The sequence below is a fragment of the Chryseobacterium sp. WLY505 genome, assembly GCF_030846215.1.
GTDB lineage: Bacteria > Bacteroidota > Bacteroidia > Flavobacteriales > Weeksellaceae > Chryseobacterium.
Map to the genome: position 1 here is coordinate 632641 of NZ_JAVCWI010000001.1, position 15676 is coordinate 648316.

Consider the following 15676-nt stretch of genomic DNA (forward strand, 5'->3'; position numbering starts at 1 on the left):
ACAACTCCTGTTTTTGGGTAGTTTTTTTGCTATCTTTGCTCACCAGATTATTAATCAGTAAAGTATGAAAAAGATACTTGTTCTGGCCTGCACAGCAACTTTTCTATTTTCATTCAGTCAAAAAACAATGAATACTGTAGAATATAAAAGTTCGCCAAAAGTTTTCAACATTAAAGGATTATCACAATCAGTAAGTATTGACTGTGGAAATTCTAAAATGATTTTATTATCCGGACAGGTTCCTCTGGACTCTGAGGGTCATCTTGTAGGAAATACAATTGAAGAGCAAACGCAGCAGGTTTTCAAGAATATTGATAATATCCTGAAGGAATATGGAGGCACAGGAAAAGACATTATCAAGCTGGTAATTTATACCACAGACATCAAAAAAACACCTGATTTCAGAAAAGTAAGGGATTTGCATGTCAACCTTCAAAATTCTCCCGTAAGCAGCCTTGTAGAAGTGAGCAGGCTTTTCAGAGATGATGTGCTTATAGAAGTAGAAGCCACAGCAGTGATTAAAAATAAATAAGAATAAACTAAAACTATGAGTTGGTTTAAAAATATTTTCAAAAAGGAAGAAAAAGAAACCTTAGATAAAGGATTGGAAAAATCCAGCCAGGGATTCTTTGAAAAAATGACAAAAGCCGTAGTCGGCAAAAGCAAAGTAGATGATGAAGTTCTGGATGATCTGGAAGAAGTACTGATTGCTTCCGATGTAGGAGCCTCTACCACTATCAAAATCATTGAAAGAATTGAAGAACGTGTTGCCAGAGATAAATATGTAGGGGTAAATGAACTTGACAAAATTCTTCGTGATGAGATTTCAGGATTATTGCTCGAAAATCCACATGCCGGTACAGGAAATATCGATACTTCCAAAAAACCATACGTCATCATGGTAGTAGGGGTAAACGGAGTTGGAAAAACAACAACCATCGGAAAACTGGCTCACCAGTTCAAATCGGAAGGTAAAAAAGTAGTTCTTGGAGCTGCAGATACCTTTAGAGCTGCTGCGGTTGACCAGCTTGTTATCTGGAGCGAAAGAGTGGGTGTTCCTATTATAAAACAGGAAATGGGATCAGATCCCGCTTCAGTAGCCTTTGATACAGTACAAAGTGCTGTTGCACAAAATGCTGATGTTGTCATCATTGATACCGCAGGAAGACTTCACAACAAGATCAACCTGATGAATGAGCTTTCGAAAATCAAAAGAGTAATGCAGAAAGTGATTCCTGATGCGCCTCATGAAATTCTGCTGGTACTTGACGGTTCTACAGGACAGAATGCTTTCGAACAGGCAAAACAGTTTACAGCCGCAACAGAAGTAAATGCCTTAGCAGTAACAAAGCTGGACGGAACAGCCAAAGGAGGTGTTGTTATCGGGATCTCCGATCAGTTCCAAATTCCGGTGAAGTATATTGGTGTAGGCGAAAAAATGCAGGATTTACAACTTTTTAATGGTACGGAATTTGTAGACTCATTCTTCAAGAAAAGATGATTTATATCATGTTTTCCCTTATATTAGCAAACAAATCATTTTTAAATATTAACAATAAAAAAATTTGCAACTATGGGAATTATAACATGGATCCTATTTGGTCTTATCGCAGGTGCTATCGCTAAAATGATCATGCCGGGAACTCAGGGAGGAGGATGGCTTATCACTATTATCCTTGGAATTCTGGGAGCATTTGTAGGAGGAGCTATAGGAGTTTACGTTTTACACTGGGGAGATGTCACTTCATTCTGGAATCCCAGAAGCTGGATTCTCTCCATCGGAGGTGCTTTAATCATTCTCTGGATTTACGGAATGGCAACAAGGAAAAGCTGATATTAGGGCTTATAAAAAAATAAAATCCCGGATCTGAAATTTCAGGTCCGGGATTTTTGTGTACAATATAAAATTTAGTTAGTCGTTGATTCTGATCTGATAAGGCATTTCCATTTTCACCTCAGACTGTAGTTTTTTATCTGTGATCTGCTGTAAAATCTCATAGTTGGACTTCCCTATCTTATTCTTGATAATTCTGGCAGAAACATCCTCTTCATTCAGGTCTTTGAAAATTTGTTCAAACGGAGTCATTCTCTTAGGGAAAGCTTCTACGTGGTATGATTTTAATCCTGCTTTCTGTGCTGCAAACTTCACAGCATCTGTTAAAGTACCTAATTCATCTACCAATCCAATTTGCTTGGCACGAACACCACTCCATACTCTACCGCCTCCTACATTATCAATCTGCTCAAAAGTTTTCTTTCTGTTCTGAGTCACAAAATGGACAAATCTCTTATAAGTACCTTCTACACTTCTTGTCATCATATTGACTCCGTAAGGGGTCACTCCGTTTAATCCGGAATAATACATAGAGTTGGCATTGGTAGAAACAATATCTGCACGAATTCCGTTTTTAGCAGCAATATCTTTATAGTAAGGCATTACCCCGAACACTCCGATAGAACCAGTGAGTGTATTCGGTTCTGAATAAATTTTATCTGCAGCCATTGCTACATAATATCCGCCTGATGCCGCATAGTCCCCAAAAGAAACAATCAGTGGTTTTTCCTTTTTCAGCTGCTGCAATTCAAATAAGATCTCATCTGAAGCATTGGCACTTCCTCCCGGAGAGTTGATTCTGAACACAACCGCTTTCACTTTATCATCCTCCTGAAGTTTTTTAATGTATTTTACATATTTCTCAGAATGGATATCATTGTAATCATCTCCATTATTAATAGATCCCGAAGCATAAAGTACTGCAATCTTTTCACCCGATCTATCTTCATCCGCATAAGAATTGATATAACTTGTTAAAGAAATCTTGTTCAGTTTTTCTTTATCCTTCACACTTAACTTCGCCTTAAGAAGATCTTCGTATTCTGATTTCTGGATCAGCTTATCTGCCAGTTTATATTTTAAGCTTTGTTCAGGAATCATTCCATATAAGCTATCTGTAATCATTCTGAACTGAGCAGTATCAATTTTTCTTGAAGCCGCCATTTTATTGGAAGTATTTTTCCAAAGGTCATTCAGAAGAGTACTTAACTGTTCTTTATTTTCAGGAGAAATATCATTTCTTAAAAAAGGTTCTACCGCAGACTTGAATTTACCGTGACGGATTACTTCAATTCCAATCCCGTATTTATCTGCAAAATCCTTGAAGAAAGTAACTTCTGTAGAAAGACCTTTTAATTCTACCATTCCTGCAGGATGCAGATAATATTGATCAGCAACAGATCCTAAATAATAAGCAGACTGTGATACTCCATTTCCATAGGCATACACAAACTTTCCACTTTTCTTGAAATCTTCAATGGCATTTCTAAGATCATCAATCTGAGTAAGTCCTGCAGATAAATAATCAGTTTCTATACTGATTCCTTTAATATTATCATCAGTTTTTGCTTTATTGATAGCTTCCAATGCATCATATATAAGGATACTTTTATTTTGGGCACCTAAACCGAATAATCCCATCTCTTCTTCAGTAGGGCTATCGATGATATTGGTCTTTAAATTAATCGTAAGAACGGAGTTCTTTTTTACCGCCACCGACTTATCATTCCCCATCGCACTGAACACAAGCATCATAATGAAAAAGATGAAAAACAGAGCGCAAAGTATGATAATTGCTACTATATTTGCCAAAACATTTTTAAAGAAACTTCTCATAAATCAATCAATTTTCTAATATGTCGCAGCATAAGGTCGTTTTGTTACTGGGAAGTAACTTAGGAGAGCAAAAAAAAAATGTAGAGCTTGCATTAAAGAAGATCAATGAAGCCGGAAATCACATTTCACAAACCAGCGAATTTTTAATGTCTGACCCTGTAGAGTTTGCCAGTTCCAATATTTTTTGTAATATTGCAGCAATAATATTCACACATCTTTCACCAATTCAACTGCTTGATTGTATTAAGAATATAGAAGTTGAGATGGGAAGAATTAATGATTCAAAAGTATCCGGAGGTTATACGGACAGGGTAATAGATATTGATATCATTAAGTATAATGAGTTAAATTTTAAATCAGAAAGGTTAGAAATCCCTCATAAAAAACATCTTTTTGAAAGGGATTTTTCCAGAATATTATTAAAAGATTTTATTTAAAACATAAAACATATTGTATGAAATTAGGTTTATTATTATTGGCTACGTCATTGCCAATTGCTGCATTTGCACAGAACAGCGGCACTACAGTAAACTCTTCCACAGAGTATCCTAATACATTCTCTTCAGGTTCCGCTAATGTACAACCCTTTGACAATAAAGCCAGACGCTTCAGAGACTGGTCTATTTCTGTTGGAGGTGGTCCTGCATTTATGGTACACTCCGATTTAAAATCTATCCGCAAGGATAAGACCAATTGGGGCTACAATGCTTACATCAGTGTAGACAAACAAATCACACATACATTTGCACTAAGCGTTATGTATATGAGAGGAGAAACGAAACAGACAGCCCAGCTTCCCGGTGCTGCAGGTGTGAAATCAGGAATAGCTACTGCTACAACACAATTTGACAACATCTCTTTATTAGGGGATATCAACTTCTCGAACTTATTCAGAAGAGTAGACAACCACTCTCCATACAGATGGGCTTTCCATGGGTATATGGGTATTGGGGTTCAGGGATTCAGAACATCACTCCATGATAACGACGAATTCAGATGGAGCACTACTCCAAGAAGAACACCTTTGTTTATTAAGCAAGACATTGATATCAACTCTATCTTCTATCAGGGAGGTTTGGGAATAAAATACAATGTTTCAAAACTTATTGACGTTGAGGCAAGAACCATGTACATCATCAGTGGTGATGATGAATTCGATGGTGGCGGATGGGCAGATCCTAATGATTATGATCCTTCCACTCCAGGTTCAAAATATAATATGCTGAATTCAAGAAGATCAGATAATGCATGGACGGTAAGTTTAGGTGTATCCTTCAAATTAGGTAAACACGAATCTCACCTTGCATGGCATGACCCGCTTCAGGAAGCTTACTACAGAACCAGCGTTCTTGAAAACGCAAGTACTGACCTTGTTGTTTGTGAAAAAGGAGATGCAGACAATGATGGAGTATGTGATGACTGGGACAGACAGCTTGATACTCCTGCAGGAGCAAGAGTAGATGGTGCCGGAGTTGCTTTGGATATGGATCTGGATGGCGTTATTGACCTTTACGACAAGTGTGTAACTGTACCAGGACCTGTTGGAAACAACGGATGTCCAGTTAAATAATTAAACAAACTTAAACTTCTTTTTTCAAAAAGAAATCAAATAATAATACACGATGAAATTAAGTTTAGCAATTGTTGCATTAGCTTTGGCAATTCCTTCTGCCACTTATGCACAAGACTCAACTGCAGATTCAAGTGGAAAATACCCTAATACATTTTCTTCAGGATCTGCCAATGTTACCCCATTTACCAACCAGTCTAAAAGATTTAATGATTGGTCAATTTCCGTAGGAGCAGGTGTTCCGCTACTCCAGTCGGCAGATTTGACCTCCATTAAGAATGGTAACGGTAAAAACCTTTTTGGATATTCAGCGTATGTAAGTATTGATAAAGCGATTACCCATGCTTTTGGAATCAATTTACAATATGACAGAGGTGAAACCAGACAAGGATGGTTCAATACTAAAAATGCAGCACCAGATGCATCAGCAGTAGGAGCAAGAACTCAGTATGACGCAATCTCTATCTTAGGAGATATTAACTTCTCAAACCTGTTAAGAAGAGTGGACAACCACTCCCCTTACAGATGGGCACTTCACGGATATGCAGGTATTGGTACCATTGCGTATAGAGCTTATCAAAAAGATGGAAGTAACAAGCAGACATTAATGACTGAAATCAAGCCTTTCCAATTAGGTTCTATGTTCTTCCAGGCTGGTACAGGTCTTAAATTCAAGGTCAACAGAAGAATCGATATTGAAGGTAGATTAATGTATGTAGTAACCGGTGATGATGAATTTGACGGAGGCGGTGATGCTTACAGTGCGATCAACAAGCGTTCTGAGCAGGTTTCTGACAACTTCTTCAATGCTACTTTAGGTCTTTCTTTCAAATTAGGAAAGCATGAGTCTCACGTTATGTGGCATGACCCACTTCAGGAAATCTATTACAAACTGGATGTACTGGCTAATAAAAACCAGGATATCGAAGTATGTAAAAAAGGAGATGCTGATAACGACGGGGTATGTGACGATTGGGACAGACAGCTTGATACTCCTGCAGGTGCAAGAGTGGATGGTGCCGGAGTTGCACTTGATACGGACTTAGATGGTGTCATTGACCTTTACGATAAGTGTGTAACTGTTCCAGGACCTGTTGAAAACAACGGATGTCCTGTCGTTAAAGATCATAAGGAAACTGCAGTAGAAGTAGAAAAAACCCTTAAGGATATTTATTTCAACTTTAATAAAGCTACCATCAGACCTGAATCTAACGAAAAACTGGATCTGGCAGCTTCAATTATTAAAGAAAACGGAGGTAATTACCTTTTAACAGGGCACACAGATATTAAAGGAAATGCAGCATACAACCTTAGATTGTCTAAAGAAAGAGCAGCTGCTGTAGTAGGAGCTCTGGAAAACAGAGGCATCAATGAAAATGTACTGAAATCAAGAGGAGTAGGTTCTGCTGAAGCTACTATTCCGGCATCAGCTTCAGATGCTGAGAGAATGGCAGACAGAAAAGTTACTGTAAGATTTATAGAAAGTTCGGAATGGGATTCTATCAAAAAGAAAGACTATGAAGATGCTCCTGTAAAAAAAGCAGTGAAAAAAGTTCCTGCCAAGAAAAAGAAGAAATAACTTCCAAATACTTCATAAACCGAAAAGAATTGTTCTTTTCGGTTTATTTTTTTTCTACTACGAATTTTTTTACATACCTTTATCATTATTTTTAGGACAACTATGTGAAACATATTAGTAATCAATAAGTTTGTTTTGAAAAAAATTAACCCAAAATCACTTTTTAGCGTAAAAAATCATTTAAAATAACTTAACTTAAAAAAATAACACTATGAAATTAAGTTTAGCAATTGTTGCATTAGCTTTGGCAATTCCTTCTGCCACTTATGCACAAGACTCAACGGCAGTTTCAAAAGGAGAGTATCCTAATACATTTTCTTCGGGATCTGCTAATGTTTCCCCATTCACCAATCAATCTAAAAGATTTAACGATTGGTCTATTTCCGTAGGAGCAGGTGTTCCACTTCTTCAGTCAGCAGATTTAACCTCGATCAAAAATGGTAATGGTAAAAACCTTTTTGGATATTCAGCGTATGTAAGTATTGATAAAGCTATTACTCATGCTTTTGGGATCAATTTACAGTATGACAGAGGTGAAACCAGACAAGGATGGTTCAATACTAAAAATGCAGCACCAGATGCATCAGCAGTAGGAGCAAGAACTCAGTATGACGCAATCTCTATCTTAGGAGATATTAACTTCTCAAACCTTTTAAGAAGAGTTGACAACCACTCTCCTTACAGATGGGCACTTCACGGATATGCAGGTATCGGTACCATTGCGTACAGAGCTTATCAAAAAGATGGAAGTAACAAGCAGACATTAATGACTGAAATCAAACCTTTCCAATTAGGTTCTATGTTCTTCCAGGCTGGTACAGGTCTTAAATTCAAAGTGAACAGAAGAATCGATATTGAAGGTAGATTAATGTATGTGGTAACCGGTGATGATGAATTTGACGGTGGAGGAGATAAATACAGCGCTATCAATAAGCGTTCTGAGCAGGTTTCCGACAACTTCTTCAATGCTACTTTAGGTCTTTCTGTTAAACTTGGAAAACATGAATCTCATTTAATGTGGCATGACCCGCTTCAGGAAATCTATTACAAACTGGATGTATTGGCTAATAAAAACCAGGATATCGAAGTATGTAAAAAAGGAGATGCTGATAACGATGGCGTATGTGACGATTGGGACAGACAGCTTGATACTCCTGCAGGTGCAAGAGTGGATGGTGCCGGAGTTGCGCTTGATACAGACTTAGATGGTGTAATTGACCTTTACGATAAGTGTGTAACCGTTCCAGGACCTGTTGAAAACAACGGATGTCCTGTAGCTACAACAGGACCTGTAGTAGAAACAGAAACTAAGTTGGAGGGAATTGAGTTTGATTTAAATTCTGACAGAATTTTACCATCCAATACTCCGATCTTAAATAATGCTGTAAACTACATCAATTCTTCAACTGGTTCTTATAATGTAATCGGAGCTACGGATACAAGAGGTACGGATGCTTACAACCAAAAACTATCAGAAAGAAGAGCAAACAACGTTAAGAACTATCTGATCAAAAACGGAGTTCAGACAGGTAAACTACAGGCAATAGGAAAAGGTGAAAAAGACCTTAAATACCCTGAATGTGAACCAGCAACGAAGTGCCCTGAATGGAAAAACAGAGCCAATAGAAGAGTATACTTCGAAGCTAAATAATAAATATATTGATACATCATATAAAAGTCACGCCCTGCGTGACTTTTTTTGTCCTAATTCTTTCCTTATTTTTACAACATGATTTCTCCGCAGGATTTTCAAAAGCTAAAATATGATACTCTTAAGTATTTCTGGGGTTATACCGACTTCAGAGATTCTCAGGAAGAAATTATCAATGCTGTCATCAACGAAAAAGATACCCTGGTTCTGCTACCCACAGGAGCAGGAAAATCTTTATGCTATCAACTCCCCGCCTTATTGAAAGAAGGAACCTGCCTTGTGGTGTCTCCTTTGCTGGCACTGATGAAAGATCAGGTTAATCAGCTTAAATCGCGTGGGATAGAAGCAGAATATCTGTCCTCTGAACTGGATGAATATGATGCAGAAGCAGTTTATGACCGTTGTAAAGAAGGGATTACCAAACTACTCTATGTTTCTCCTGAAAGACTTACCAATAGTCAGTTTATTCAAAATATGGAGGAAATTCAATTATCCTTCATTGCTGTGGATGAAGCTCACTGTATTTCGGAATGGGGGCAGGATTTCAGACCCAGTTACCAGAATATAAAAGGATTCAGAAGCAATAATCCTGAAATTCCTTGTCTTGCTTTGACTGCAACAGCGACCCCAAAAGTGCTTGAAGAAATCAAAAATAAACTGGAGCTGAAAAATCCTTTTGTTTTTCAAAAGAGTTTCAAAAGAGAAAATATTAAAATTTTTACCGATGAAGTTTCTGACAAATTCCAACGTGTTTTTGATATTTTAAAATACAGCAATGATTCGGGAATTGTCTATGTAAGAACAAGAAAAGAAGCTGAACTGCTGGCAGAATTTCTGAAGAAAAATCAAGTGAAAAATGTAGATTATTTTCATGCAGGCCTTACCACCAGGGAAAAAAATGAAAGACAAAATCTTTGGAATAACAGTGATAATCATGTTCTTATTTCTACCAATGCATTTGGAATGGGTATCGACAAAGACAATGTACGATTTGTCATCCACTACTCTCCTGCTGCCTCTCTGGAAAACTATTATCAGGAAATCGGAAGAGCCGGAAGAGATGGAAAAGACAGTTTTGCCTTCATGCTTTGGAACAAACAGGAATTATTGAATTTTGATCAGGTTTTAAAAAACCAGACTCCCAACAAGGCTGAGTTTTTGAAGATCGTTAGTTACCTGTACTCTATTTTTCAGGTTGCAGAATTTGAACTTCCGGAAAAAACATTTCAGCTGAATAATCTCAGTATACAGAATTTCACAAAGCTGTCGAAAGCAAAGATCAACAATGTACTCAATTTTCTGCACAACCAGGAAATTATTTACTACAACGATTATAAAAGCCTTTCCTCACTCGAGCTTTTTATCAAAGCTGATGAGATAGACCAGCTTCCACAAAAAGATGCTCATTTCATAGAACTTCTTTTCCGCAGCATATCAGGAATTACAACCCACAAAGTAATGTTCAGTGAACAACAGGTAAGCAACAAAATCAATATCAGTGCTCCTTTGATCAAAGAACGGTTGAAAGAACTTCAGCAAAAGAATTATCTTGAATATATCGATGGGGCATTAGCCAGTATTAAATTCCTGAAACCCCGTGATGAAAGAGCTGTAAATAGTGCTTACTGGAAATTATTTGAACATATTCAGAGAAATAAAATTCAGAAATGGGAAGAGATGAAGTTTTACGCAGAAAATAATGACTACTGTAAAATGAAACTAATTCTTGCTTACTTTGGTGAAAAAAATTCAAAAAATTGTGGTCAGTGTTCTGTCTGTGAAAAAAATAAGCAGTCTATTTTTGGAAAAAATATTTCTCAGCAAATCATTAATTTATTAGCTAAAAAATCCGCCACCATTGAAGAACTGTCTATCCAGCTCAGCTATCATTCAAAAGAAAATATCCTGGAAAATCTGATCTTCCTTCTGGATTCAGGAAAAGTAAGAATGCTTAACTTCAGGACGTATGCGCTTAATCATGAGTAATGAGTAATGAGTAATGAGTAATAGATAATAGGTAATGGATAATTAGTAATGGTAAACATTGTGTAGAAAGAGACTATGATGTCATCATTATGACCTCAACCTGCCTAAATCCACTACTCTCAAACTCACACCCCCTAAAACACTCCTACTCTCCCACGCTAATACCTTCCGACTCTCGTGTCAAAAACTTATCTTTGCAGTATGAAATCATTGAAAGTCGTTTTTTTAGGGACTCCTGAGTTTGCAAAAACTTCTTTGGAGGCCATCCATCAATCTCACCATCAGGTGGTAGGTGTTGTAACCGTTGCTGACAAAGCAAGTGGACGTGGACAGAAGATTCACCAATCACCGGTAAAAATCTATGCAGAAGAAAACAATATTCCTGTTTTTCAGCCGGAAAAATTGAGAAACCCTGAGTTTCTTGAAGAACTTAGAAAACTGGATGCTGATGTTTTTGTAGTGGTAGCATTCAGAATGATGCCTAAAGTGCTTTTTGAAATGCCTAAAATGGGAACTTTCAATCTTCATGCTTCATTACTTCCAGATTACAGAGGTGCTGCCCCTATCAATTACGCCGTGATCAACGGAGAAGAAAAATCCGGAGCAACTACGTTCTTTATCAATGAAAAAATAGATGAAGGTAATATTCTTCTGCAGCAGGAAATGGAAATTTTACCTGATGAAAATGCAGGAAGTCTTCACGACAGACTGATGGAAATGGGTTCAGAACTTGTTGTTAAAACATTAGACGGTCTTGCTGAAAATGCTATTGAAGAAAAACCTCAGCCACACGTTGAGCATCCTAAAAATGCTTATAAAATTTTCAAGGAAGATACGAGGATCAATTGGGAACAGCCTTCAAAAACCGTTCATCAGTTTATTCTGGGAATGTCTCCTTATCCTGCAGCTTTCACCACTTTAAAGATTGACAGCGAAGAAAAAGGATTAAAAATATTCGGGGGTAAATTTGAACTTTCTGATCACGGAAAACCAGCAGGAAGCCTTGATATTTCTAAGAATGAATTTAAAATCTATACCCAGGACGGAATTTACTATCCTTTGGAACTTCAATTGGAAGGTAAAAAAAGAATGATGGTAAAAGATTTTCTGAATGGCTTCCGAAATTTTGACGGAATTGCATTAGCCTAACAATAGATCTTTATCTCCTATAGAAAAGTCCCGAAAGTATTTATAGACAAACTTTCGGGACTTTTTATTTTACTACTATCAGCTTTTACTGACAATTTTCTTTCGGATTCTGCTTATAAACTCAGGCGTTACTCCCAGATAGGCAGCAATCTGAATATTGGTAAGACGGTTTGCTGTCTGCGGATAATCTTTTAAAAATTCCACATAACGTTCATCTGAAGGTTTGCTTAAATTATCAATAATTCTACGCTGCAACGCTATAATAGACTGTTGAAACTTCAGTCTCATTAATCTTTCAATCTCCGGCATCTCAGCATACAATTTTTCTTTTTCCTTTTTGGGAATAAGAAGAATCTCACTATCCTCCAGCGCCTGAATATTGAGCTTTGAAGGAATACGGTTGACAAAGCTATCAATATCGGAGATCCACCAGTTTTCAATTCCGAAATACAATATCTGTTCGGCGGCATTATGATGGGTATGAAAAACTTTAAAGCAGCCACTGACCACAAATCCTTCGAATTCACAAATCTCTCCTTCTTTTAAGAGGAATTCTTTTTTCTTTATTTTCTGAAGACTAAAGGCACTGCAGTATTTCTCCAGCTTTTCGTCTGAAATATCAATATATCCCCGGATGTGTTTTTTTAAAGACTCAGTCATGGTTTAAAAATAAAAAAGGTTTAGAAAAATCCTAAACCTTATAATTTGTATTGCAAACAGTCATTTATTGTGAAAACAATTCACTATTGACCGTTCAATTTCTATAGCTGTACCATCTCAGTCACCTCTACATCATATCCTCCAACCTGAGGTTTGATATTAGGGTTTTGAGTGATTACTTTAAACTTGTTGATTCCTAAATTCTTTAAGATCTGCGTTCCAATTCCATAATCTCTGTAATTGTACGCTAAGGTAGGATGCTGCTCCTGCCCATCCTGATAGTTCAGGAACTGCTGAAGTTTTCTCAATGTATTTTCAGAGTTGGAAACGTTGTTGATAAAAATAATAGCTCCTTTTCCAGCTTCATTCACCATCCCTGTTACTTTTTCCAGCAATGGCTTTTCACCGTTGTTCAGTCTTGTCAATACGTCAAAATAAGAATCTGAAGACTGTACTCTTACCAAAACAGGCTCATCTACTGTCCAAGCTCCTTTTGTCAATGCAAAGTGGATCTGGTCGTTAGAAGTTTCTCTGAAAGCATAAAAATCAAAATCACCGTAGTGCGTTTTCACTTTTTTCTCTTCAAGTCTTTCTACCAGATTTCCTTTTTTAAGCTGATAGTGAATAAGATCTTCAATAGAAACTATCTTCATATCGTGCTTTTGAGCAAAAGCGTGAAGTTCAGGCAGACGAGACATTGTTCCGTCTTCATTCATGATCTCACAGATTACTCCTCCTTCTTTCAAACCTGCTAAATGTGTAAGATCAATTGCAGCTTCAGTATGTCCGGCTCTTTTCAATACTCCACCTTTTCTTGCACGAAGCGGGAAAATGTGGCCAGGTCTCATAAAATCTGTAGGCTTGGATTTCTCATCCATCAATGCTAAAATAGTTTTTGCTCTGTCACCTGCAGAAATCCCGGTAGATGTTCCGTTGCCCAAAAGGTCAACCGATACGGTGAAAGCAGTTTCTTTAGGATCACTGCTTCTGCTTACCATTACTTCAAGGCCAAGCTCATCACATCTTTTTTCAGGAAGCGGCATACAGATCAGACCTCTTCCGTGAAGCGCCATAAAATTGATAATTTCCGGCGTTGTCAGTTCTGCTGCACATAGAAAATCACCTTCATTCTCTCTGTCTTCATCATCTACTACTATGATTATTTTACCATTTTTAAGGTCTTCAATAGCCTCTGGAATAGTATTTAATTTAATATCGGACATGTTTACTTTTTATTTGTGCAAAGATACTCATAAAAATAAGCATCTGCCAATTAATTATGTATGGTTTATTACGCTTTGGATAAAGAGTTTGCCGCCTCTCTGAAAATCTCGTAAGATCTCAATCTTTTCTGATGGTCGTAAATATGTGAATTGATCATCAGTTCATCTACCTGGAATCTTTCCTGAAAATCTTTAAGCTTTTCCTGAACTTCGGCCTGATCTCCGATAAAAGTATATCTCAGTTTCTGCAAAACCATAGATTTTTCCATGGGCGACCAGATTTCATCCATATCATCCACGGGTGGAGCAAAAGGTTTTCTGTCGTTTCTTACAATATTGATGAATGCCTGGAATAAAGTGGTAGAAATTTTATGAGCTTCCTCAGAAGTTTCAGCCGCTACCCCATTGACACAGGCAATGATATAAGGCTTGTCCGAATATTTTGACGGCTCGAAATGTTCTCTGTAGATTTTAAAAGCCATTTCCATTTGTTCAGGAGCAAAATGTCCTGCAAATGCGTAGGGCAATCCTAGTTCAGCAGCCAGCCATGCACTATCTGTACTTGATCCCAGAATATAAAGGGGAATATCCAGCCCTTCTCCCGGAATGGCACGAACCATCGCATCTGAATTTTCTTTTGAGAAATATCTTTGAAGTTCGAGGATTTGTCTTGGAAACTGTTCGTTGATGATCGCAGGATTTCTTCCTAAAGCCTGAGCTGTGAGCCCATCTGTTCCCGGAGCTCTTCCTAATCCAAGGTCAATTCTTCCCGGAAATAAAGACTCTAAAGTTCCGAATTGTTCTGCAATGATAAGAGAGCTATGGTTGGGAAGCATAATTCCTCCTGAGCCTACTCTTATAGTTTTTGTTCCATTGGCGATGAAACCTATTAAAACAGAAGTTGCAGAGCTTGCAATACTTTCCATATTGTGGTGTTCTGCCAGCCAGAATCTTTTATAATTTAAATTTTCAGCGTGATTGGCTAGTGATAAGCTGTCCTGAAAAGTATCATGAATGCTTTTATCTTGCTTTACCGGTGCAAGATCTAAAACAGAAATTTCAAAATTTTTCATGTTATGATGTTAATTTTTCTTTAATCTGAAAAACAAGGCAAATTTAAAACTTAAAAACTGCATTAGTTACTTTTTGTAATTAATAAAAACAATTGATCAGTTCAGGGAAAAACTATTGGAATAAAATTTTTTTTTACTTGATTTTGTCTATGCGACATTTAAATTAAATAATACTAGTAAAAAATAATATTTTAACAAAAATAATTCAATAAAAAGAGACATATTCATTATATTCGTATACCAAATTTTTAAAAACTTTAATATGAACAAAAAAACAAACAGCCTGTTTTATAAGCAGATGCTGACAGGAAAAACTGTCTTTATGAGTTTTCTTATTGCTGCTACATTTTCCTCTTGCAGTAAGAACAATGAAGAAATTACTTCTGAAGCTCAAACCAATGCATTCAACGCAGACAATGTAAAAAAAGGACAATTGAACGGCCAGGAAATTATCTATGAAAGAAAAAACGGAATGAATTTTTTCCAGGGAGATATTGTTCTTACTGACAAACAACTGTCAGAAGGGAATGAAGTTAATAAAGGCGGTGCCAGCTATTCAAGATGGCCCAATGGTAAAATTTATTATACTATTGCCAGCAATATGGGTTCCATCAATGTCAATAAAATCAATTCTGCCATCAGCGAGTATAATAATAAAACCAATACTCAGTGGATCTACCGCACCAATCAGTCTAATTATGTGGAATTTATTTTCGGAAGTTCATCAGGATCTGATGGCTGGGCGCATATCGGATATCAGGGTGGAAAACAGACTGTTTCTTTGGATCAATATATTTCTGTAGGATCAGTCATTCATGAAATGGGACATACTGTGGGACTTTACCATGAACATACCCGTAAAGACCGAGATCAATATGTAAAAATCCTGTGGAACAATATTCAAAACGGACAGTCTTATAATTTCAATATTTATAATTCCGGAACAGACATCGGGCCTTTCAATATTAATTCGGTGATGATGTATTGGCCGACCTCTTATTCTAAAAATGGCTTACCAACGATTACCAGAGCTGATAACAGTAATTTTACTTATAACAGAACCGGATTTACCACCGGAGATATCAATACCATCAATGCGATGTATCCTTAAATTT

General features: G+C 37.0%; 14 protein-coding genes. 10 read left to right on the plus strand and 4 right to left on the minus strand.

The features are described from left to right. Positions 1 to 64: 64 nt before the first annotated feature. From RAH34_RS02920 to RAH34_RS02930, 3 genes are all read left to right on the plus strand, one after another. Positions 65 to 532, plus strand: coding sequence for a RidA family protein (locus RAH34_RS02920; protein ID WP_114820464.1), 468 nt, complete (start codon positions 65 to 67; stop codon positions 530 to 532). 15 nt (positions 533 to 547) lie between these two features. Further along, positions 548 to 1501 (plus strand): signal recognition particle-docking protein FtsY, encoded by a 954-nt coding sequence (gene ftsY / locus RAH34_RS02925; RefSeq protein WP_306595093.1) that lies wholly within the window; start codon positions 548 to 550, stop codon positions 1499 to 1501. Positions 1502 to 1573: 72 nt separating this feature from the next. After that, entirely contained in the window at positions 1574 to 1834 is a 261-nt protein-coding gene (locus tag RAH34_RS02930; RefSeq protein WP_089689819.1) for a GlsB/YeaQ/YmgE family stress response membrane protein, read from the plus strand. 78 nt (positions 1835 to 1912) lie between these two features. Here the strand turns inward: RAH34_RS02930 and sppA are convergent, their stop codons facing one another. Continuing rightward, a complete protein-coding gene (gene sppA, locus RAH34_RS02935) occupies positions 1913 to 3670 on the minus strand; it encodes a signal peptide peptidase SppA (RefSeq protein WP_306595094.1) in 1758 nt (585 codons plus the stop codon). A 20-nt stretch (positions 3671 to 3690) separates the two neighbouring features. Here sppA and folK point away from each other — a divergent pair, with 20 nt between their 5' ends. From folK to fmt, 6 genes are all read left to right on the plus strand, one after another. Beyond that, positions 3691 to 4107, plus strand: a complete 417-nt coding sequence (folK, locus tag RAH34_RS02940; RefSeq protein WP_306595095.1) for a 2-amino-4-hydroxy-6-hydroxymethyldihydropteridine diphosphokinase — start codon at positions 3691 to 3693, stop codon at positions 4105 to 4107. Between the two features lie 17 nt (positions 4108 to 4124). Continuing rightward, a complete protein-coding gene (locus tag RAH34_RS02945) occupies positions 4125 to 5240 on the plus strand; it encodes an OmpA family protein (RefSeq protein WP_306595096.1) in 1116 nt (371 codons plus the stop codon). A gap of 52 nt (positions 5241 to 5292) precedes the next feature. Further along, complete coding sequence (locus tag RAH34_RS02950; protein WP_306595097.1) at positions 5293 to 6819, plus strand: OmpA family protein; 1527 nt, start codon at positions 5293 to 5295, stop codon at positions 6817 to 6819. A gap of 211 nt (positions 6820 to 7030) precedes the next feature. Further along, complete coding sequence (locus RAH34_RS02955; RefSeq protein WP_114819255.1) at positions 7031 to 8470, plus strand: OmpA family protein; 1440 nt, start codon at positions 7031 to 7033, stop codon at positions 8468 to 8470. Positions 8471 to 8548: 78 nt separating this feature from the next. Continuing rightward, positions 8549 to 10456 (plus strand): ATP-dependent DNA helicase RecQ, encoded by a 1908-nt coding sequence (locus RAH34_RS02960; RefSeq protein WP_114819256.1) that lies wholly within the window; start codon positions 8549 to 8551, stop codon positions 10454 to 10456. 201 nt (positions 10457 to 10657) lie between these two features. After that, the gene (gene fmt / locus RAH34_RS02965; RefSeq protein ID WP_306595098.1) at positions 10658 to 11605 is read left to right on the plus strand and encodes a methionyl-tRNA formyltransferase; all 948 of its coding nucleotides are present in this window, start codon (positions 10658 to 10660) and stop codon (positions 11603 to 11605) included. A 78-nt stretch (positions 11606 to 11683) separates the two neighbouring features. Here the strand turns inward: fmt and RAH34_RS02970 are convergent, their stop codons facing one another. From RAH34_RS02970 to RAH34_RS02980, 3 genes are all read right to left on the minus strand, one after another. After that, positions 11684 to 12265, minus strand: a complete 582-nt coding sequence (locus RAH34_RS02970) for a Crp/Fnr family transcriptional regulator (RefSeq protein ID WP_114819258.1) — start codon at positions 12263 to 12265, stop codon at positions 11684 to 11686. 101 nt (positions 12266 to 12366) lie between these two features. Then, positions 12367 to 13488, minus strand: coding sequence for a 3,4-dihydroxy-2-butanone-4-phosphate synthase (gene ribB / locus RAH34_RS02975; protein ID WP_034694964.1), 1122 nt, complete (start codon positions 13486 to 13488; stop codon positions 12367 to 12369). Between the two features lie 68 nt (positions 13489 to 13556). After that, positions 13557 to 14561: an LLM class flavin-dependent oxidoreductase gene (locus tag RAH34_RS02980; RefSeq protein ID WP_114819259.1), complete on the minus strand. Its 1005-nt coding sequence runs from the start codon at positions 14559 to 14561 to the stop codon at positions 13557 to 13559. A 262-nt stretch (positions 14562 to 14823) separates the two neighbouring features. Between RAH34_RS02980 and RAH34_RS02985 the strand changes: the two genes are divergently transcribed. Beyond that, positions 14824 to 15672: a M12 family metallopeptidase gene (locus RAH34_RS02985; protein ID WP_306595099.1), complete on the plus strand. Its 849-nt coding sequence runs from the start codon at positions 14824 to 14826 to the stop codon at positions 15670 to 15672. Positions 15673 to 15676 lie beyond the last annotated feature (4 nt).

Excerpts from the sequence above, each read along its gene's own strand:
- RAH34_RS02970 (WP_114819258.1), bottom strand. The coding sequence starts at position 12,265 with ATGACTGAGTCTTTAAAAAAACACATCCGGGGATATATTGATATTTCA.
- ribB (WP_034694964.1), bottom strand. The coding sequence starts at position 13,488 with ATGTCCGATATTAAATTAAATACTATTCCAGAGGCTATTGAAGACCTT.
- fmt (WP_306595098.1), top strand. The coding sequence starts at position 10,658 with ATGAAATCATTGAAAGTCGTTTTTTTAGGGACTCCTGAGTTTGCAAAA.
- RAH34_RS02955 (WP_114819255.1), top strand. The coding sequence starts at position 7,031 with ATGAAATTAAGTTTAGCAATTGTTGCATTAGCTTTGGCAATTCCTTCT.
- RAH34_RS02950 (WP_306595097.1), top strand. The coding sequence starts at position 5,293 with ATGAAATTAAGTTTAGCAATTGTTGCATTAGCTTTGGCAATTCCTTCT.
- RAH34_RS02920 (WP_114820464.1), top strand. The coding sequence starts at position 65 with ATGAAAAAGATACTTGTTCTGGCCTGCACAGCAACTTTTCTATTTTCA.
- RAH34_RS02980 (WP_114819259.1), bottom strand. The coding sequence starts at position 14,561 with ATGAAAAATTTTGAAATTTCTGTTTTAGATCTTGCACCGGTAAAGCAA.
- RAH34_RS02945 (WP_306595096.1), top strand. The coding sequence starts at position 4,125 with ATGAAATTAGGTTTATTATTATTGGCTACGTCATTGCCAATTGCTGCA.
- RAH34_RS02960 (WP_114819256.1), top strand. The coding sequence starts at position 8,549 with ATGATTTCTCCGCAGGATTTTCAAAAGCTAAAATATGATACTCTTAAG.
- folK (WP_306595095.1), top strand. The coding sequence starts at position 3,691 with ATGTCGCAGCATAAGGTCGTTTTGTTACTGGGAAGTAACTTAGGAGAG.
- ftsY (WP_306595093.1), top strand. The coding sequence starts at position 548 with ATGAGTTGGTTTAAAAATATTTTCAAAAAGGAAGAAAAAGAAACCTTA.
- RAH34_RS02930 (WP_089689819.1), top strand. The coding sequence starts at position 1,574 with ATGGGAATTATAACATGGATCCTATTTGGTCTTATCGCAGGTGCTATC.
- RAH34_RS02985 (WP_306595099.1), top strand. The coding sequence starts at position 14,824 with ATGAACAAAAAAACAAACAGCCTGTTTTATAAGCAGATGCTGACAGGA.
- sppA (WP_306595094.1), bottom strand. The coding sequence starts at position 3,670 with ATGAGAAGTTTCTTTAAAAATGTTTTGGCAAATATAGTAGCAATTATC.